19 protein-coding genes are annotated in these 18,755 nt (G+C 42.8%); 9 read left to right on the top strand and 10 right to left on the bottom strand.

The features are described 5' to 3' along the window. Window positions 1-111: 111 nt before the first annotated feature. From V7K85_RS01845 to V7K85_RS01835, 3 genes are all read right to left on the bottom strand, one after another. Complete coding sequence (locus V7K85_RS01845) at window positions 112-561, bottom strand: acyl-CoA thioesterase (protein WP_334810965.1); 450 nt, start codon at window positions 559-561, stop codon at window positions 112-114. Between the two features lie 252 nt (window positions 562-813). Further along, window positions 814-1,203, bottom strand: coding sequence for a tautomerase family protein (locus V7K85_RS01840; RefSeq protein ID WP_334810964.1), 390 nt, complete (start codon window positions 1,201-1,203; stop codon window positions 814-816). Between the two features lie 4 nt (window positions 1,204-1,207). Beyond that, on the bottom strand, window positions 1,208-1,795 hold the full coding sequence (locus V7K85_RS01835) for a TetR/AcrR family transcriptional regulator (RefSeq protein WP_334737549.1): 588 nt from the start codon (window positions 1,793-1,795) through the stop codon (window positions 1,208-1,210). A 557-nt stretch (window positions 1,796-2,352) separates the two neighbouring features. Here V7K85_RS01835 and V7K85_RS01830 point away from each other — a divergent pair. After that, a complete protein-coding gene (locus V7K85_RS01830; RefSeq protein WP_334810963.1) occupies window positions 2,353-3,150 on the top strand; it encodes a sulfite exporter TauE/SafE family protein in 798 nt (265 codons plus the stop codon). A 36-nt stretch (window positions 3,151-3,186) separates the two neighbouring features. Here V7K85_RS01830 and V7K85_RS01825 read toward each other — a convergent pair whose 3' ends face one another. Next, the gene (locus V7K85_RS01825) at window positions 3,187-3,849 is read right to left on the bottom strand and encodes a cadmium resistance transporter (RefSeq protein WP_334810962.1); all 663 of its coding nucleotides are present in this window, start codon (window positions 3,847-3,849) and stop codon (window positions 3,187-3,189) included. A 739-nt stretch (window positions 3,850-4,588) separates the two neighbouring features. Between V7K85_RS01825 and V7K85_RS01820 the strand changes: the two genes are divergently transcribed. From V7K85_RS01820 to V7K85_RS01795, 6 genes are all read left to right on the top strand, one after another. Beyond that, a complete protein-coding gene (locus V7K85_RS01820) occupies window positions 4,589-5,923 on the top strand; it encodes an ABC transporter substrate-binding protein (protein ID WP_334810961.1) in 1,335 nt (444 codons plus the stop codon). A 104-nt stretch (window positions 5,924-6,027) separates the two neighbouring features. Continuing rightward, a complete protein-coding gene (locus V7K85_RS01815; protein ID WP_334810960.1) occupies window positions 6,028-6,939 on the top strand; it encodes a carbohydrate ABC transporter permease in 912 nt (303 codons plus the stop codon). Between the two features lie 3 nt (window positions 6,940-6,942). Continuing rightward, window positions 6,943-7,806, top strand: a complete 864-nt coding sequence (locus V7K85_RS01810; RefSeq protein WP_334810959.1) for a carbohydrate ABC transporter permease — start codon at window positions 6,943-6,945, stop codon at window positions 7,804-7,806. 8 nt (window positions 7,807-7,814) lie between these two features. Next, window positions 7,815-8,894, top strand: coding sequence for an ABC transporter ATP-binding protein (locus tag V7K85_RS01805; protein ID WP_334810958.1), 1,080 nt, complete (start codon window positions 7,815-7,817; stop codon window positions 8,892-8,894). Window positions 8,895-8,996: 102 nt separating this feature from the next. Continuing rightward, the gene (locus V7K85_RS01800) at window positions 8,997-9,707 is read left to right on the top strand and encodes a cadmium resistance transporter (protein ID WP_334810957.1); all 711 of its coding nucleotides are present in this window, start codon (window positions 8,997-8,999) and stop codon (window positions 9,705-9,707) included. A 66-nt stretch (window positions 9,708-9,773) separates the two neighbouring features. Next, window positions 9,774-10,184 carry a hypothetical protein gene (locus V7K85_RS01795; RefSeq protein ID WP_334810956.1) on the top strand — a complete coding sequence of 137 codons (411 nt, stop codon included), beginning with the start codon at window positions 9,774-9,776 and terminating at the stop codon, window positions 10,182-10,184. On the opposite strand, the gene cysK is transcribed toward V7K85_RS01795, so the two are convergent. Together cysK and V7K85_RS01785 are read right to left on the bottom strand one after the other, a co-directional pair. Next, window positions 10,137-11,099: a cysteine synthase A gene (cysK, locus tag V7K85_RS01790; RefSeq protein ID WP_334810955.1), complete on the bottom strand. Its 963-nt coding sequence runs from the start codon at window positions 11,097-11,099 to the stop codon at window positions 10,137-10,139. The genes V7K85_RS01795 and cysK overlap by 48 nt on opposite strands. Window positions 11,100-11,117: 18 nt before the next feature. Then, entirely contained in the window at window positions 11,118-11,600 is a 483-nt protein-coding gene (locus V7K85_RS01785; protein ID WP_273769587.1) for an RrF2 family transcriptional regulator, read from the bottom strand. A gap of 214 nt (window positions 11,601-11,814) precedes the next feature. On the opposite strand from V7K85_RS01785, the gene cysE reads away from it, so the two are divergent. After that, window positions 11,815-12,549 carry a serine O-acetyltransferase gene (gene cysE, locus V7K85_RS01780; RefSeq protein WP_442940532.1) on the top strand — a complete coding sequence of 245 codons (735 nt, stop codon included), beginning with the start codon at window positions 11,815-11,817 and terminating at the stop codon, window positions 12,547-12,549. A 270-nt stretch (window positions 12,550-12,819) separates the two neighbouring features. Continuing rightward, a complete protein-coding gene (locus V7K85_RS01775; protein WP_334810954.1) occupies window positions 12,820-13,410 on the top strand; it encodes a Crp/Fnr family transcriptional regulator in 591 nt (196 codons plus the stop codon). Window positions 13,411-13,425: 15 nt separating this feature from the next. Here V7K85_RS01775 and V7K85_RS01770 read toward each other — a convergent pair whose 3' ends face one another. The 4 genes from V7K85_RS01770 to V7K85_RS01755 all read right to left on the bottom strand — a co-directional run bounded on the left by V7K85_RS01770 (window position 13,426) and on the right by V7K85_RS01755 (window position 18,704). Beyond that, entirely contained in the window at window positions 13,426-13,623 is a 198-nt protein-coding gene (locus V7K85_RS01770) for an NIL domain-containing protein (RefSeq protein WP_334810953.1), read from the bottom strand. 121 nt (window positions 13,624-13,744) lie between these two features. Further along, window positions 13,745-14,389, bottom strand: a complete 645-nt coding sequence (locus tag V7K85_RS01765) for an NIL domain-containing protein (RefSeq protein WP_334810952.1) — start codon at window positions 14,387-14,389, stop codon at window positions 13,745-13,747. A gap of 390 nt (window positions 14,390-14,779) precedes the next feature. Then, complete coding sequence (locus V7K85_RS01760; protein WP_334810951.1) at window positions 14,780-15,892, bottom strand: PepSY-associated TM helix domain-containing protein; 1,113 nt, start codon at window positions 15,890-15,892, stop codon at window positions 14,780-14,782. Between the two features lie 115 nt (window positions 15,893-16,007). Further along, a complete protein-coding gene (locus V7K85_RS01755; protein WP_334810950.1) occupies window positions 16,008-18,704 on the bottom strand; it encodes a TonB-dependent siderophore receptor in 2,697 nt (898 codons plus the stop codon). Window positions 18,705-18,755: the final 51 nt, after the last annotated feature.

Genomic DNA, 18,755 nt, shown 5'->3' with positions numbered 1-18,755 from the left:
GGACTTTGATTCCGGTTCCCCCCTTTTTAAGGGGGGTTAGGGGGGATCTAGAAGTGCCTAAAGTCACAGTGAAACACTTTTCAAACAACCTCTTAACTCAAGCGTATTACTTTATAAATGATCTTTCCGATTCACTTTTTGATACTCCAAATATTTCTTTTGTAATTCCTCTGGAATGGGAATAAGACGATTATTTTGCAAACTAACAAAACCACCCTTCTGGGTAGCCACTGCTGCTAACTCATTGTTAGATAAAATTTCAGCTTGCACAGTCCACTTCAACCGTCCTAAATTACTCAGCCATAAACGTCCAATCACTTGATCAATAATCTTTATTGGACGTTTATATTGAATTTCCGTTCCAGCTAGAATCGGTGTATATCCTTGCTCAATTTGTTGATTGAGTTGCCAGTGTTCATCTAAAAACTTTAAACGTAAATCCTCTAGCCATCTGATATAGACAATATTACTAACGATTCCCATAAAGTCAATGTCGTATGTTTTTACAGGAATTGCTAATATTACTTCTAATGGTCTATGCAAGTTGTTATTTACTAGCATTATTTATCTCGATAAATTGTTTTTAAGACTGCTCGGTTTGTAAAATATTAAAATTATTTACCTCTTTTAACTACAGGTAATTATTAATTGCCTAATAACCCATTAGCCATCAATACGTTTGGGTTAGGGATATTTGTCGGTTGGGTTGAACCTAGACGCCGGAGGCGGCTTCCCGCAGGGTAGTGAAACCAAACCTACGCTGGTTTTGGTTTTTAGCTTTAACCCAAGCGTATTGCATTAGCCATAATGGTTTCAAACTTCTACTTTGTATTTTAAAATTAACTCATCGCCAGGTAAACCTCTAATTCCCCAGTTAGATTTGGGCGTTTCAAAAATTGTGATTTCAATATCGTACACAGGAATATTTAACTGTTCATTAATATTTTTAATCAGCAGGCGAATCAACTGTTTTTTTGTTTCCACCGAGCGTCCATCAAACATACTAATTTCGATAATCAGATAATTGTCTGATCTATCAGTTGGATAGTAAAAATCTGATTGATTCAGTGGAAAAAAGCGGTGAAATCTTTTTTCAGGCGGAAGCTGTAAAACCTCAATAACAGAGACATGGATTATATTTGATAGCTCCGTTTTAACAGGATTTAATTTGTCTCCTAAACCATATACCTTGATTTTTACCATACATTTAAAGGTGAGTTTCCAAGTATTGATTCAGGTGATTAATTACCCTGTGCATGTGAATTGAATCTCCATAAAGCTTGCTGATCATTACGGCTCCTTCTAGCGTTGCAATTATGATGGTAGCGATTTCATCAGCACTCACTTCCGGGTGAATTTCACCCTTTTCAATTCCCGTTTCAATAATTCGACGAATCAGATTCAGCCAAGAGTTCATCGCCTGTTGAGCACGTTCTCGCAACGCTGGATGAGCATCATCACTCTCCACAGCAGTATTCAGCAGTGGACACCCTCCCTTGATAGGTGGATTTTCTGCGAAGCTACTAAATACGCCAATGATTGCTTGCAGGCGTTCTACTGCGTGGCGTTTGCTTCGTAATGCAAATCTAGTATGCTGGTTGATGCGTGCGATCGCAAAGTCAAAAGCCTGTAGCGCGAGATCATCTTTGCTTTGGAAGTGATTGTAAATTCCTCCTTTCTGCAATCCAGTAACACGCATGATGTCTGACATTGATGAGCCTGCATATCCCTGTTGGTTAAACAGTTCGGCTGCTTGATAGAGAATTCTGCTTTTTGTTTCTTCACCTTTGGACATTACAGCGATTTATTAGATGAATGGACTACGGAGAGTAGGAAGTAGTGTAGTTTATTGAATTGAAAATTGCTGTAAATCAAATATTACCGACCGAATGGTCTGATTATAATAGCATGATAGGTGCTTGCAAGTCAAGGGTTCAGATAATCTAGCGATATACAACGCGAATACGCTGGACGTTTAATCATGTTTACTATTAAAATACGGTAAGTTTATCGCCTTACCGGCTTTTATATGTAAAACCACAGAAAAACCAGTTAGAAGTTGAGTTGATCTGAGCAACTGACCGATAAATATTTATCAAAGTCTGTTTTAGCTAAATCCCAGTTGTCATGCTTCCAAAACTTCCAGACCGGTTTTGAGTTATCCAGGAAGCCTCTACCCCAACTTTTAGCTGGATAACCTTTGTATCACTCATCCTTTGATAAACACAATAAGTTACTACCCCTAGCTCTGTCTGGCACTGGGCTATAGTTCGGCTGGGTTGCGGCTCTCTAGCAGTGAAGCTCTAGCTGACTTTCAGTTCAATCTGATTGTACTTGAAACCCCCGAAGAGTATGCACTATTTATTACTACCGTTCTTAAGCTTTTTTGTTGGCATCATCGTTGGTTTGACGGGAATTGGCGGAGCCTCTCTCATCACCCCAATGTTGATTTTTGTTTTTCAGGTTCCGCCTTCTATCGCTGTGAGTTCTGATGTTGTGGCTGCCACATTGATGAAGATTGTTGGTAGCGTCAAGCATTGGGAACAGAAAACCCTTGATACAGAAGTTGTCAAATGGCTGGCATTTGGGAGTGTTCCAGGCTCACTGTCCGGGGTGGGGATTTTGCACTTAATTAAACGTACAGGTGAGTATAACCTGGATAACATCTTGCTCCGTTTGCTTGGCGGGATGATTTTGCTAGTTACAGTATTAGCACTAGTGCAATTGTTGTTATTAACTTTTTTCCCCAAATTTAATTTACCTGAACTACCAAAGTTAGACTTAGAAACTAATTTGGGTCGTATCCTGACAATCACTTTAGGAGCAATTTTAGGCTGTTTAGTTGGTCTAACTAGCGTCTCATCAGGTTCAATGTTTGCCCTAGTGCTGATTGGGTTTTTCCGGCTTGATGCCCGGAAGTTAGTGGGTACAGATATTTCACACGCAGCAATTTTGCTGCTGTTTACAGCCCTCGGTCACCTCAGCCTGGGAACGGTTGATTGGAGTCTGGTAGTGCCTATATGGCTAGGCTCTGTGCCAGGGGTGTTACTAGGTGCTAAAATCTGCCAGGTAGCTCCACAACGCCCACTACGGTTTATTATTTACGCCATCTTGATGATGGTGAGTTGGAAATTAGTTCATCAGGTGTGACCAATTTTAGATTTTCAATTCCAAATCCAACATTGATTAACTTCTCACCCAAGGCAGTAGAGTAAATGTACCTCGCTCATACATAATGAACAGACCCAAGCCAATCAACACAAAAGGTACGATAGCTTTACCGTAGCGACTTAAAATATAAGCAATCGTAGGTTGACGGCTTAAAAAATAAGCGATCGCACACCAAACCCCTACCATGACAAAAAATATACTTAGAATTACTCCCAAGCTGGCAAGATCATGACCAGCGAATAAAGGGATATATATACTAATATTGTCACCACCATTAGCAACAGTTACTCCTGCCACTTTATAGGTTTGGGGATGCAAAACACTCAAAATAAAAGACAATACCGGGTTAGTAGGTGTGGACTGCCTAAAATCACTGCTGACTGTCTGAACTGTTATAGTTTCTTCTTTTCTATATACTAATTGTTGAATCCCAATTGCTATTGGTAGCAGTCCTAGCAATCCTATCCATTCTCGCTGTACGACCAAGCCACCAAAAAATCCTGGTAAGCTAGCGATGATAATGGCTGTAAAACCCAGATATTGACCGAGTAAGATATGCCGTCGTCGAAAATTAACATCTACCTGTGAAAAAAATATTAACAATATAATGATGTCATCTATGTTAGTGCCTATAAAGGCAATTATCGCTTCACTGAAGGTTGTCCCTAGCTTACTCATGCTGGATTTTTAGAACCTACGATTTATCACCATACCAAATTAACTAATTCGTAATTATTAGATTTAAGTCCCCAGCAAATTATATTTGTTGGGGGTCTAGAAGAAAGTTGGAGTCTAAATTACCAACTAATTCAATTACGAATTTTTTTAACCTTCTGGTATAACTAAACTTTAAAATGACAAAGTAATTATCCTCACAAGTAAGTCGGCAGGAAAATTTACCAGTATGTAACGAAAAGTTAATCATAGCTATTGCAGTTAAATTTAACACGGTCATTGTCTAAGCAGGACAAACGCATCTAAATTACTGTTGATTGCAACCAATGTTAAGAACCAACGAAAAAATCAGCATTTATCGTTTGGTTTAGTTTAAGAGACTCAAAGCGATGCCTGCGGCGGGCTACGCCTACGCCTAAATATCTGTCAATAAGCAGCGATTAATGCGACTATTTTTCAGCTTATTGAGAACTTAAGGGTCTTGCTACCTTATCCCTTTTTGCTACTACCAGGAGAGTATAATCTAAGAAGAAAAGCAGAAACAAGAAGTAGTAGGAATAGTTGCGCCTCGCAAACAGGCTGTACAGTTGCCTTAAAAGATAACTATAGCAGTCCTAAATGATTTATGAAATTCTCTGTTTCTTCTCTTGGCGCTCTTGGCGGCTTGGCGGTTCGATAGTTTTCACAACTGATTTAGGATTGCTATATAGAATTATTGTCACTAGCGATCGCTACATTGATCATGTTATATCAAAACCCAAAAAACAAGTTGCAAAAATTTATCCAAAAACAAAGTTTTTTACATATAGGGATTTTTCTGGCAATTCTGTTGGGGATCATATTGTTCAATTGGGTAGCACTCTCGCAACGAGCAGTTACCCTTAATATGTTAATTACTGCCCCTGATGCCCAACCTTGGAAGCAGGGTTTGATTAAAGACTTTGAGGCTGAGAACCCAGGAATTCGGATTAACTTAGTTGAGGGGCCAAATGCCACAAATTTGCTCGAAGACCTGTACACCTCATCTTTTATCTTAGGTGAATCCCCTTATGACTTGGTGAATATGGACGTGATCTGGACGCCCAAGTTTGCTGCTGCTGGATGGTTGCTACCCCTAGAGGATCGCATTTCCAAGCAGGAGTTGGCAGCATTTTCACCCAAGGATGTAGAAGGCGGACGTTACCAGAACAAGCTGTACCGCATTCCCGTGCGTTCCGACGTGGGAATGCTCTATTACCGGGAAGATTTAATCAAAGAAGCAGGATTGGAACCACCAGAAACCTTTGAGGATTTGATCCGAATATCCCTTACCTTGCAGAAGAAAGACCAAGTGAATTGGGGCTATGTTTGGCAGGGACGGCAATATGAAGGACTCGTAGCAATGTTTGTGGAAGTCCTTAATGGCTTTGGTGGCTTCTGGGTTAATCCTGAAACCTTCGAGGTGGGGCTGGATAGGCCAGAAACATTACAGGCCGTTGAGTTTTTGCGTAGTACCGTCAGCCAGGGCGTTTCTCCTCCTGGAGTCACAACCTACCAGGAAGAAGACACCCGGCGCTTGTTCCAAAGTGGTCAAGTAGCGTTTTTACGTAGTTGGCCCTATGCATGGCCTTTAGCCCAAGCAAAGAATTCGCCAATCCGAGGCAAAATTGCGATTAAACCGATGGTTCATGCTCCTGGTAAGACTGGTGCAGCTTGTTTAGGAGGCTGGGGTATAGGGATTGCTAAATCTTCTAAACATCCCGAAGAAGCTTGGAAAGCAATTCAGTACTTTACCAGTCGGGAGGCACAGCGCCGATTCATTTTGAGTGCAGGCTATGTGCCAAGTCGCCGGGATTTATTTACAGACCCAGAGATTGTTGCCAAATATCCTCACTATCCGCAGTTACTAGAGGTTGTGGACAATGCAGTTTTACGTTCGCCGATCGCGCAATATGACCAAACATCGGATATTTTGCAGCGTTATCTCAGCGCTGCGCTATCCGGTCGGATAAATCCGGAACGAGCAATGCAAGCTGCTGCTAATGAAACGCGCCGACTGTTGGGGGCAGGGGGCAGGGAGCAGGGGGAGAAGAATTAATAACCAATGACAAATGACAAATGACAAATGACAAATGACAAATGACAAATGACAAATGACAAATGACAAATGACAAATGACAAATGACAAATGACAAATGACAAATGACTAATTTACATACACTCCGAAGTCGGGAACAACGGACTGCTTGGATCTTACTAACACCAGCATTATTGCTGTTGTTGTTTGTATTTGCCTACCCGATTTTACGAGCATTTTGGTTAAGTGTATTTACTAGGAATTTGGGAACAGAACTACAACCTGTATTTTCTGGTTTGGACAATTATCTGCGGATGTCAGGGGATGGTCGTTTCTGGCAGAGTTTGTGGGCTACGACCGTGTTCACAACAGCATCCGTGCTTTCAGAACTACTGCTAGGACTCTTGATTGCTCTAGTTCTCAATCAGGCGTTTTTTGGACGGGGCGTAGTACGGACAACTGCGATTCTACCTTGGGCTTTGCCTACCGCTCTGATTGGTCTGGCATGGGCTTGGATTTTTAACGACCAATTTGGGATTGTAAACGACATTCTGCGGCGGTTAGGGCTGATTAAAACTGGAATTAACTGGTTAGGAGATCCCACTCTGGCGATGAGCGCAGCGATCTTTGCTGATGTTTGGAAAACTACACCCTTTATCAGTATTCTGCTGTTGGCTGGCTTGCAGTCAATACCAGCAGACCTCTACGAAGCCTACTCTGTTGATGGGGCAAATCCTTGGCAAAGCTTCCGCAATATTACCTTGCCACTGCTGCTGCCACAAATCTTAATTGCAGTCCTATTTCGATTTGCTCAAGCTTTCGGGATTTTCGACTTGATTGCTGTGATGACCGGGGGTGGTCCTGGTGGTGCAACTGAAGTAGTGTCGCTATACATCTATTCCACGGTGATGCGCTACTTAGATTTTGGTTATGGAGCAGCCCTGGTAGTAGTGACATTTCTAATATTAATTGCTGCGGTGGCGATCGCTAGTTTCTTGCTTAATAAATACCGTGCCAAAACATCAGGAGTTATTTAACCCATGAGTTCAACTCCACAACCAACAGCAAAAACCAGATTTTCTGTGAAAAAAATTTTGCTGCTAATAGCAGTTGCATTCGTAATGTTATTTAGCCTCGCGCCAGCCCTATGGCAATTACTAACCTCATTTAAAGTTAACGAAGATATTGCCGCTGTTCCCACTGTTTATTTCCCTACGCGATTCACTTTTAGTCATTACATTGAGTTATTCACTCGTCGTCCATTTTGGCGCTACATCTTCAACAGTGCCTTTGTGTCGATTATTTCTACAGCTTTAGCTTTAGCGATCGGCGCACCCGCTGCTTATGCACTGGCACGGTTACGCCCTTGGGGTGAACAAGCTATCCTCGCCAGCGTTCTGATGGTGACTTTATTTCCTGGAATTCTCTTGTTCCTGGGACTGTTAGAAATTATCCAAGCCCTTAGATTGGGTAACAACTATCTAGCGCTAATTATACCCTACACTGCCATAAATTTGCCCCTGACAATTCTAGTACTCAGAAGCTTTTTCCAACAATTACCTAAAGACTTAGAAGATTCTGCTAGGGTCGATGGCTACAACACCTTTCAACTACTGTGGCAAATCGTGCTGCCCATGACCCTTCCCGCCTTAGTGACTACTGGAATTCTCACCTTTATTTTTGCCTGGAACGAGTTTATTTTCGCTCTAACGTTTATGACCCGTGAAGAGATGAAGACGATTCCGGTTGCTGCTGCTCAGTTAGGTGGTGCAACAGTATTTGAAATTCCCTACGGTGCGATCGCCGCTGCTACTGTTGTAGGGACGTTGCCTTTGGTTTTACTAGTTTTGTTTTTCCAGCGCCGGATTGTCCAAGGTCTGACTGCTGGTGCTGTCAAAGGATAAAAATAAAAATGGCTAAACTCGAACTCAAAAACTTGAATAAAACTTATACTTCCAAAGTCGTCCCTGTCAAAGACGTTAGCTTAACAGTAGATAACGATGAGTTTCTCACTTTACTTGGGCCTTCTGGCTGTGGCAAATCCACTGTTCTACGCATGATTGCAGGTCTTGAAGAACCTACTCGTGGTCAGATTAAAATCAACGAGGTGGATGTCACCTATAAGTCAGCAGGCGATCGCAACATCGCAATGGTATTTCAAAGCTATGCACTCTATCCGCACATGACAGTGTACGAAAACCTCGCTTCTGGACTCAAGCTAAAAAAAGTACCACCTGTAGAAATTAAACAGCGAGTAGCAGAAGTGGTAAAAATTTTAGGACTAGAAGAGTTAATGAACCGCAAGCCTGGTCAAATGTCTGGAGGTCAGCGACAGCGTGTTGCGGTTGGTCGGGCCTTAGTGCGTAATGCCGATGTGTATCTGCTAGATGAACCGTTAAGTAATTTGGATGCACTTTTGCGGGAACGAGTCCGAGCCGACCTCAAGCAAATTTTTGCAGTTCAGAAAGTCCCTGTGGTCTATGTTACCCATGACCAAACAGAAGCGATGACACTCTCCACGAAAGTAGCTTTACTCAACGATGGCTATGTTCAGCAACTTGACCCACCCGAACTCATCTATAACCATCCAGCTAATTTATTTGTGGCTGGATTTGTTGGTAGTCCTCAGATGAATTTGCTGACTCTATCTTGTAAGGAACGATACGCCATGCTAGGGAACTTCCAAGTGCCTCTGCCAGATATACCAACTGTACCACCCCAAATTGTGCTAGGTATCCGCCCAGAAAACGTTCGCATTGCCCAACTAGGTGATACTCAAACTATCCAAGGACAAGTGTATCTAGTAGAAAACTTGGGTATGCACTATTTAGTGAGTGTCAGGGTTGAAGGTTCACAAACTGAAGCCATTACAGTCCGTGCTTTGTTGCCAACAGACCAAAATTGGAGTAACGAGGATATTACACTGACATTACCCCCTGAAGATATTCACTGGTTTGATATTCAATCTGACCACGCTCTTGTCAGGAGGTAAATGTTAAGTGTGAGGGGCTAAGTAGGTGGTTACAATTAAATATAAGATCAAAGGTGAGATGCTCCTTCCAAGATAAAAGCATGTCTATGTTTCTCTTAAAATATGAACGAGTTAGTTACTGCAATTACTACAGGGGCAATTGCATTCATTGCCACTAATATTGATGATATTGTCATTCTATTGTTGTTTTTTTCTCAAATAAATGCTAACTTTCGCCCCCGGCATATAGTTGCTGGTCAATTTCTAGGTTTTACAGTTCTATTAATCCTTAGTCTTTCTGGTTTATTTGGTGGGTTAGTTTTATCAAAAAGCTGGATTGGATTACTTGGTTTACTACCAATATCCATAGGTATCAGTAGCTTAGTGAATCGGGAAGAAGATTCATCAAAAGAAGTTGTAGCTGCAACAGAAGAAACGGAAGCATCAACAATTACTAGTTTTTTTTCTCCCCAAGCTTATAGTGTGGCAGCCGTAACAATTGCCAATGGTAGCGATAATATTAGTGTTTACGTGCCTTTATTTGCTAGTAGTAACTTAGAGAGTTTTGTGGTAATTATCGGATTATTTTTTCTATTGTTAGGAGTTTGGTGCTACGCTGCATACAAATTGACTAACAACAGAGTCATAGCTGATGTATTGACTCGTTACGTTAATAATCTTGTGCCTTTTGTTCTTATAGGATTAGGCGCTTTTATTGTATTAAAAAGTGGAGCTTTAAGCTTAATAAAGCTAGCTGCTAGTTGTTTGTGTTTGATGATTTTGGTGAAAAATAATGAAAGTACCGATGAAATTGGCAAAAATTCTAGTATATAACTAACCCTATTTGAGAAGTTTACCCTTGGTGTTTGAAACTAGTTCGCTGCAAAAAAGAGGTAATATATGACTGAAAACAATGAAGAAGTGCGCGGGCTATTTAATGGAAAATTTGGTGATAGCTTGTTCAGGAAACCTTTTTATTATCTCTTGCGTAAGAACGAACTATCTGAACTATTCAAGAAGATAGAAGGTATGAACGATCACCGCCTTCTTGCGATTATCACAGCGTTGCTAATTGAAACCACGCTAGATAACCTACTTGGTCTTTTCTTACCTCGCTATTATAAGCTGTTGAAGGCAAGTAATTTTACCTTTTCAATGAAAATAAATTTACTGGAAGCATTAAATTTTGTTCCACCGTCCATCACTACGTCTGCTCATTTTTGTCAGTCCCTAAAATCTGAAATCTCAAATTGTTATATGGAATCAAACTTTACTCAACCACTCATTCTCCTCTGGATCTTTGAACAGTGAGGTACTGAGGTAGCGTTCGCCAAAGCTAGGCTGGATCATGACAATTAGGCGACCTGCATTTTCTGGTCGCTGTGCCACTTTAATAGCCGCGTATAAAGCAGCGCCAGTAGAAATCCCTGATAGCAATCCTTCTTCTTTTGCTAGGCGACGGCTGTAAGCGATCGCCTCCTCATCCGCTACCTGAATCACTTCATCCACCACTTCTGAACGGTAAATTGCTGGGACAAATCCCGCGCCGATCCCCTGAATTTTGTGAGGCCCCGATTTACCACCTGCTAATACTGGGCTGTTACTTGGCTCAACTGCGATCGCTTGAAAACTCGGCTTCCGCCCTTTAATAACTTCTGCAACTCCCGTAATCGTTCCACCGGTACCTACTCCCGCCACGAGAATATCCACCTGTCCATCGGTATCATCCCAAATTTCTTCTGCTGTGGTTTGGGCGTGAACTTTCGGGTTAGCAGGGTTGCGGAACTGCTGCAACATATAAGCATTGGGCGTTTGAGCTAAAATCTGCTCTGCACGACCGATCGCTCCTCGCATCCCTTCTACCCCTGGCGTTAACTCTAATTGAGCGCCATAAGCTTTGAGCATGGATCGTCTTTCCTGGCTCATTGTGTCAGGCATCGTTAGAATAAGATGGTAACCCTTAGCGGCCGCCACCATCGCCAGCGCAATTCCTGTATTCCCAGAAGTCGGCTCCACTAAAATAGTTTTTCCGGGGTGAATTAAGCCTGCTTCCTCTGCCGCTTCCACCATACTCGCGCCAATCCGGTCTTTCACAGAAGATGCTGGATTCATGCTTTCTAGCTTCACCACAATCTGAGCAACCGCTCCCGAAGCTTGGGGAATCTTGTTTAATTGAACTAAAGGAGTTCGTCCGATTAACTCTGTGATATCTTTTGCTATCTGCATGTGAGTACTCCGTCGTGTCTAAATATAATACATCGGACTTTGCTGGGCGCGAGTTTCTCTTTCCTGGCACAAGTCTTGGAGTGTATAGCGCCCCAAAACTTCAATTGAGGCAGCGTTGGCTTGCTCCCAAACTTCATATACCAGAGTCTTTTCTAGAGTGGAAGAGTCAGAGGTATCTTTCTCTTTCCGCTCGCCTTCGACCAAAGTGACAATTTCAAGTATTGTGATCTGCCAAGGTTCACGAACTAAAACGAAACCTCCTTTAGAGCCGCGTTGACTCTGCACCACACCAGCACGCCGGAGGTTGGTCAAAATTTGTTCCAAATAGCGCTCTGGTATAGGTTGCTTGGCAGTGATTTCGCTCATGGTTAAAGGAAGTTTTTTTCCGTGGTGGCTTGCCAGTTCTAAGAGTGCCAGCAGCGCGTATTCCACTTTGGAAGACAGATCCAAGAGAGCGTAGTTTTGGCTATTCAAGACTGTACTCAATATACTACGGTGAATTGAGGGACTTATCGCAGTTTATGCGAAATTAATTTTTCTGAAAGTGTGGAATGTGATAGCATCCCACTTATTACCCACAAAAACACTTTATCCTATCGACTTACCGTAGATTATTATCTTACACAATTCCCATGAATGATTTAATCTTTTTGTGGGAATTATCCTGAGTTTCTGTTTTCAGAGCCTCACTTACCAACGAAAATCTCAACTGAGTATGCTACTAACTGATTTGCGAACCATTTTTGAGCGTGATCCAGCAGCCCGTAACTGGCTAGAAGTATTGTTCTGTTACCCTGGACTTCATGCCCTAGTGTTTCATCGATTGGCACACTGGCTGCATAAAATGGGAATTCCCTTCATCCCTCGGTTTATCTCTCATATTAGTCGGTTTTTAACCGGAATTGAAATCCATCCTGGCGCATTAATTGGTCAGGGAGTGTTTATTGACCACGGTATGGGAGTAGTGATTGGTGAGACTGCGATCGTGGGTGACTATGCCCTAATTTATCAAGGTGTCACCCTTGGCGGGACTGGCAAAGAAAGCGGCAAACGCCATCCAACTTTAGGCTCTCATGTAGTTGTGGGAACGGGTGCGAAGGTTTTGGGAAATATTCAAATTGGCGATCGCGTCCGGATTGGAGCCGGTTCTGTGGTGCTGCGAGACGTGCCCAGTAACACCACCGTAGTCGGGATTCCAGGGCGTGTAACTCGTCAAAACAACTTACCTACTAATGTTCTGGATCATGATAAAGTACGTGACGTAGAAGCTGAAGTAATCCGCGCTTTATTTGAACGTGTCAAGGTTCTAGAGAAACAGTTCGAGCAGTTGGAAGAGGAAGATCAATCAAGTTTGTCCCCAACTGAGGTTGACGACGAACCAACCGACAATCCTAAGAGCAAAAATTCTGATGGGATAATTGAAGATTTTCTTGATGGTGCAGGAATTTAGGGAATGGGGCATTGGGAAGAGGCAGAGGGGCTCTTAGCAGGGAGCAGAGGGGAAAGAGGTAATTTTATTATTCTCTCCCTTGCCCCCTGCCCCCCTGGTTACTGAGCGCAGCGATGCACTGAGCTTGTCGAAGTGTCGAACCATGCCGAAGTGTCAAAGTATGCTCCCCTGCTTCTTCCGCAGTCTCCTGTTTAAAATACCCATAGGCTCTTAGAACCTGATATAAATATAATACTACGGTTAATTTATCGGAGAATAGTGTTATATAATATGGTGTCTTTGTACACAAGCGTTTCGAGCACAAGCAGTAATAATACTAAGCAAATTTTCGCCCGTAGGTCATTTCTGCCAGAGCATCAAAACGGCCTTTGGAAGATTGAAACGGGTTTTGTGCGGACTTTTACCTATCTGGAAGATGGTACAACCGTCGCTCTGGGATTGTGGGGCCCTGGAGATGTCGTTGGTAAGGTTTTGTCAAAATTAGAACCTTATCAGATGGAATGCCTAACTAAAGTGGAGGTGACAATCTTACCTCTAAACGAGTGGACTCAACTAACAGAAACTCTACTTGCCCATATCCAACAGGCTCAAGAATTGATGATCATTCGTAGCCATAAAAAAGTGGATACTATGCTCATCAAGCTGTTGGCATGGTTATCCAAAAAGTTTGGTTCGGAAGTTGAGAAGGGACGTTTAATAGATATGCGTCTGACTCATGAAGACCTGGCGGAAATGCTCGGTTCAACTCGTGTTACCATCACTCGTGTTCTTGGGCAGTTTGAGCAAGAGGGCTTGATTGATCGTCTTTCCCTGCATCGAATTGTGCTGCGAGAAGAAGAAATTTGGTACTACGAAATTTAAATTATTTCAGCAAAACTAGCTATCGCCGTCAGCATTCGGCTTGCCCACAATTCTAAGATTCAGGGATTCCTGGTAAGCCAGACCGCTACAGATTTGTGGCAGTGTTGCCCGCAGTTCAATATCAAAGCATCCTTCTGCATCTGTATTTGGTTGTAGCATAGCTTTAGTAATATTAACTACCAAGCCGTAAGCAGAAATTAACTGCGAAATCACAGGCGTTTGCAGATAGCATTTGGGAATATGTTCCGCAGACGAATCTGAGTGACTTGGCTTTTTTCATAGACTGAAGGAACCAGTGATAATCTGGTTTGAGAATTGGTTTGACGGTTATTAACTAGCGATCGCTATAAACGCTAGACAAATCCAGCCAAATCGGTAGCCCCAGTTTTTCTAAATAACTCAGGCTAGAGTAGAGTTGCTTTGTTCTCCCCCACAAATCCAAGTCAAACCAGCCGTCATCTTGGGTATCGGGTTGAAGTCTAGCACTAGTGATATTGACTGTTAGTCCATAACCAGAAACTAACTCCGAAATCATCGGTTCCTGGTAATAGGTTTTTAAGACGCACAGTTGCAAGCGCAATCGATTGGTTTGACCTAGAGAAATCCATTGCTGGAATTGTTCTTGCCATTGATTTGTCAGCGACGCAGAGTCTTTGGGATTCAGCTTGCTAGTTGGATTGGGGAAAGGTAAAGAGTGCTGGTTGGGTTGAATCTGGTTAGCGATCGCTAGTTGCAGCAAATTCACTCCCAATCCTTGCAAGTAAGATAGGCTATTTGTCAGTTTTTGGGGATTTCCTGAAAGTTCCAAATCAAACCAGCCATCGCTGTCACTATCTGATGTTAGGGATGCACCTTTAATATTGACGGTTAAACCATAACGAGACACCAGTCGGGAAATTACAGGTTGCCTGTGATACCGCTGAGGCACGAGAATTCGGCTGTGGACTGAAGCAGGTTCTACAGATTTACTCTCAGACATTAGATTAATTCCCAATAGTGATAACGCGAGTGCGTCTCCTTGGTGCAGCCTTTCGTAGAGAAGAGTTTGCGGCTGCGCCTACGCAATTTTTTGGGTTCGGCAGAGAATCTTGCTGATGCCGTGCCCCTACAACTTAACTGTGCCTGGTTGAATGTCAGCCTCATAGAGGTTTTCATCTTTCTGGCTTTTATTAAACTACGGTAACTCTATCGATTTAATAAATTTAGTTGTGATGTAAAGGAGAGTTCCACAAAGACCACAAATAAGCAATAAGTAAATTAACGTAAATTAGACTCAATTTATGTGGAGTAGTTTGACGCTAAACCGATTGAGAATCATTTGAATGGTTGCATAGTAACTGAACTGTATTGCGTTACTCCGGGCTTATCATCAGACATCACTAACTACAGTTTTTGCCCGATAGCGATACCACCACATCACAGAGCCAGTAATAAATAGAATCAGTGGTGCAAGTCCAACAAACACATAGAGAATGCGAGTAGGTAAACCGCCAAATGTGCCGTAGTGCAGGGGTACAAAAGAGTTGAGGACGCGATCGCCCAACCGCATCTTTAAAGCATTATCAACTCTTAAAACCTTACCACTGTACTGATCGAGATAAACATTACTATTCCCATACTCTACATTTTCCTGCGGCAGCTTCATGCGAATTTGTAGAGCATCTTCTGGTTTATCAGGAAAATAAATGCTTTTAGTAACAGCACCAGGTAAGGCAGCATGGGCAATTTTGAGTTGTTCTGTCAGCCCTAAGGTTGATTTTCCAGGAATTGGCTTGGATACTGGCTCGGATGGTTTTGGGGTGAATGTAACAGCGTAAATAATCGGCTCAGGAAAGCTGAAGCTCCAGCAAAAGCCAGTAAAGCCAGTAAAGAATAAAAAAACTACAGCGATAATGCCAGCTACCTTATGAATATCAAAGTTCACCCGCTTGGGATGAGCATCAAGCTTGATTTTGAAGCCTGCAATTAGCTTACGCCAACCGGGCCAGAGAATTAAACCTGTGATGGTGAGCATACACATTAGAAAGGCAGTAATGCCAACAAACATAGTTCCGGTATCGCCTGCCATTAGGCTGTAGTGCAGCTTAAGGAGCATACCTATTAAAGTTTTATAAGTTATACGCTCACCCATAATTGCGCCTGTATAAGGGTTGATAAAAACTTCTGTCCTTTCCTCATCAGGTGATGACAACTGCCCCACGTAGGGAGAAGAAGAAGTATCTGGCAAATAAATCCGAAAAAGATGCATATCGCCTTGCGCGGCATATTTAGCCTCAATTGTATTCAGCACAAACTCTGGGGATAACTGCACCTGTTGGGGAGTAATAATTCCATACTGTTGAGTAATCATCAAGTGGTCAAAATCTTGCTCGAACACCAACAAGCTGCCTGTCAAGCCAACGATAACCAGCACCAGTCCAACAAAAAGACCGATATATTGGTGCAGGTAAAAAACAATATCGCGTAGTTTTTTCCGGTTCATAATCGCCACTTTTTAGTTTGATTTTTATCGGCTCATTCCCCCTTTGCACTGGGGGAAGAATTGGTTTGTCTTCCCCTCAGGTAGAAAACTCTTTTGTTCCCTCATCTTTGCTGGATCAAAACTGCACAGAAAACGTCCCCAGCACAGTCAACGGCGCACCAGGACGCAGATAGTAGCCCTGAGAATCGTAATATTGTGTATCAAAAAGATTCTTAAAGTTCAGCCCCACCCTCCAGTTATCCCGTTTGTAAAAAATGGTGGCATCAGCACGCACATAGGAGGGGATTTTGATCGTATTGGGGAGTTCAGCTTCGCGATCGCCTGTATAAAATACTCCCCCACCAAAACCGAATCCTTTCCAATCACCAGTTTGAATTTCATAAGTTGTCCACAGACTAGCCCCACTACCGGGAGCATTTACCAAGGAGTCGCCCACTGGCAGGCTATTATCTTTACTTACAAAAGCATCGTTGATAAAAGCAGAAGCAATCACATTCCAGCCTGGTAGAATCTGCCCAGAAACGTCAAATTCTAAACCGCGACTTTTCACTTCTCCAGCCGCAATGGAATAGTCAGAGTTCCCTGGAATGGGATCGGTTGTAGCGACATTTTCCTTAGTGATATCATAGGCGGCAAAGGTGGCGGATAGCCTGTCTTTAATCAGTTCGGCTTTAACTCCCACTTCATACTGAGTGCCGCGCTCTGGTGGTAAAGCACTGCCATCAACTGTGCGTGACGAGTTTGGCTTGAAGGATTGGGCGTAGCTAAAGTAGAGTGAAATCGGCTCAATCGGCTGATAGACAACGCCAAGACGAGGAGTAAAAGGATTGTTATAAAAACGCGTTTCAGTCGGATTGTCGGTTGCGATACCTGCACTATCGAAATTTTGGCTGAAGCTGCTGCTATGAATGAAATCCACTCTGCCACCTAGTAGTAACTTGAGATTCGCGAGTAAGGTAATTTGGTCTTGCAGGTAAATGCCAAACTCGTCGAAACCTTGTTTGTAGAAACTATACGGAACATCGGTTGGTTGAGGAGAGCCATACACCGGATTAAAAATATCAATGGGTGAGCCATCTGTTTGAAAGTAGGCAGGATCTTTATAGTTGTACTGATCCCAAGCAAAACCCAGGAGTACTTGATGTTTGATCGACCCTGTATTAAACTTACCGATCAGATCGGTTTGGAAGGTGTAGGCGGAGTTGATTATGCGATCGCTAGGAACAAAGCGACGAGGTATCGTCCGGCCATCCACCTCTAAATCTGCACTTGGTCGTATTGAGCGCACCGTTTGATCAGAGAAGTAGGCGGCAAATCCACTGCGGAGTTGTAAGTTCTCACTAAACCGATGATCAAATGTCACATTGAGGTTGTTTGCTTCCTGGCGAAAACTGTTGATATCCGGCTCTCCTAAAAACCGACTGATGGGAAGCTGAAAAACAATTGGGTTAGGCGGAAGTCCATCGTTATAAACGCGATCTGTACTTAAATACTGATATTCCAGGGTTAATGTGGTGGCATCGCTGAATTTGTAGGTCAACGCCGGGGCAATAGAGAACATTTTAGAGTTGACAAAATCAACAAAATCACCAGTAGTTTCGTAGGCAACATTCAGGCGGTACAGTAATTTTTTGTCAGTCGTGAGTGGGCCTGAAACATCAATCGAGGGCCGATAGTAGTCGTAACTGCCAACAGTAAATTCACCGGAGTAGTAGGGGTAATCGAGTGGTTGTTTGGTCACGTAGTTGACAATCCCACCCGGCTCAAATTGACCATATAGTACCGAGGCTGGTCCTTTGAGTACCTCGATCCGCTCCAGGCTGGTGGGATTAATAATCGGAGATTGAATCCTGAACCCGTTCCTCAAACTGTCGTAGCTTACAAAACCTCGAATGCGGTAGTCATCTTGACTGTCTCCATAGCCCCCCTCTTTGGCGATGCCACTGACATTGCGTAATGCATCCGAAATTCGGGTAACTCCTTGATCCTTAATCACCTGTTGAGGAATTACCTGAATAGATTGTGGGATATCGCGCAGTGGGGTGTCAGTTTTAGTAGCAGTGGTTGCATCTGGCACTCGATACCCATCTTGTTCAACTGTCACCACTAATTCAATCGGTTGATCAACTTGTGCTGATGGTTTTGGCTGTGTCTGAGTTTCTGGCTGACTTGGTAGCTGAGTTGGTTGCGTTTGAGGTTGTTGTGATTGCGTAGAGGATGCAGCAGTTGCAACAGAGAAGATTATACCCTCATCTGCACTGTCGAACAATTCAACGACTGGCACAATAGTCTCACCTGTCACAGTCACCCGAATAGTATTAGCATCAAAGTTAGTAACTGTTATCTGAGTAATTCCAGCTATCGGTTTATCTGAGCGGAATGTAAATGCCTCACCACTGGGTAAGCGCAGTTGAGCATTGGGAATATCAGCAATAAAATTATTACCCGCACTGCGATTTGTGACTTGCAACTGTTCGCCTTTAGATGTCTGTAAAATCACCTCTACACCCTTAGATGTGGGATTTGCCTTTACCGAGGTAACTTGTACAATTTCTGTTTGTGCCGTGTTTGGTGGTGTTGATGATTGCACTAATAACATTTTGGCGCTGGTAACAACAGGTTCTAGCTCACTTAATTGCCTAATCTTCCCAGTTGCTTGATGTGGCTTGGCTTGTGGTAGTGTTTTCGCTAGATTGAACCGATTATCAAATTTAGGAATATCTTGCGCTTTTGCAGGCTGAACTAGCAAAATTGTGAAAAGTATCAACAACCACTCTCGTCTGTAACTGAATTTACATATTTGCTTATTCATTTTCTCTCCACACACCTTATTATTCAAGATGACAAAAACCTCACATCGTGC

Source organism: Nostoc sp. (assembly GCF_036917615.1).
GTDB lineage: Bacteria > Cyanobacteriota > Cyanobacteriia > Cyanobacteriales > Nostocaceae > Nostoc.
Note: the sequence above shows the minus strand (reverse complement) of the source record. Positions and strands in the feature narration are given on the sequence as shown.

What these genes read in the sequence shown, in the direction of transcription:
- V7K85_RS01830 (WP_334810963.1), top strand. Translation starts at nt 2,353, where the DNA reads ATGCACTATTTATTACTACCGTTCTTAAGCTTTTTTGTTGGCATCATC.
- V7K85_RS01795 (WP_334810956.1), top strand. Translation starts at nt 9,774, where the DNA reads ATGACTGAAAACAATGAAGAAGTGCGCGGGCTATTTAATGGAAAATTT.
- V7K85_RS01775 (WP_334810954.1), top strand. Translation starts at nt 12,820, where the DNA reads ATGGTGTCTTTGTACACAAGCGTTTCGAGCACAAGCAGTAATAATACT.
- V7K85_RS01810 (WP_334810959.1), top strand. Translation starts at nt 6,943, where the DNA reads ATGAGTTCAACTCCACAACCAACAGCAAAAACCAGATTTTCTGTGAAA.
- V7K85_RS01825 (WP_334810962.1), bottom strand. Translation starts at nt 3,849, where the DNA reads ATGAGTAAGCTAGGGACAACCTTCAGTGAAGCGATAATTGCCTTTATA.
- V7K85_RS01760 (WP_334810951.1), bottom strand. Translation starts at nt 15,892, where the DNA reads ATGAACCGGAAAAAACTACGCGATATTGTTTTTTACCTGCACCAATAT.
- V7K85_RS01800 (WP_334810957.1), top strand. Translation starts at nt 8,997, where the DNA reads ATGAACGAGTTAGTTACTGCAATTACTACAGGGGCAATTGCATTCATT.
- V7K85_RS01820 (WP_334810961.1), top strand. Translation starts at nt 4,589, where the DNA reads ATGTTATATCAAAACCCAAAAAACAAGTTGCAAAAATTTATCCAAAAA.
- V7K85_RS01835 (WP_334737549.1), bottom strand. Translation starts at nt 1,795, where the DNA reads ATGTCCAAAGGTGAAGAAACAAAAAGCAGAATTCTCTATCAAGCAGCC.
- V7K85_RS01765 (WP_334810952.1), bottom strand. Translation starts at nt 14,389, where the DNA reads ATGTCTGAGAGTAAATCTGTAGAACCTGCTTCAGTCCACAGCCGAATT.
- V7K85_RS01755 (WP_334810950.1), bottom strand. Translation starts at nt 18,704, where the DNA reads ATGAATAAGCAAATATGTAAATTCAGTTACAGACGAGAGTGGTTGTTG.
- V7K85_RS01815 (WP_334810960.1), top strand. Translation starts at nt 6,028, where the DNA reads ATGACTAATTTACATACACTCCGAAGTCGGGAACAACGGACTGCTTGG.
- V7K85_RS01845 (WP_334810965.1), bottom strand. Translation starts at nt 561, where the DNA reads ATGCTAGTAAATAACAACTTGCATAGACCATTAGAAGTAATATTAGCA.
- cysE (WP_442940532.1), top strand. Translation starts at nt 11,815, where the DNA reads ATGCTACTAACTGATTTGCGAACCATTTTTGAGCGTGATCCAGCAGCC.
- V7K85_RS01840 (WP_334810964.1), bottom strand. Translation starts at nt 1,203, where the DNA reads ATGGTAAAAATCAAGGTATATGGTTTAGGAGACAAATTAAATCCTGTT.
- V7K85_RS01805 (WP_334810958.1), top strand. Translation starts at nt 7,815, where the DNA reads ATGGCTAAACTCGAACTCAAAAACTTGAATAAAACTTATACTTCCAAA.
- cysK (WP_334810955.1), bottom strand. Translation starts at nt 11,099, where the DNA reads ATGCAGATAGCAAAAGATATCACAGAGTTAATCGGACGAACTCCTTTA.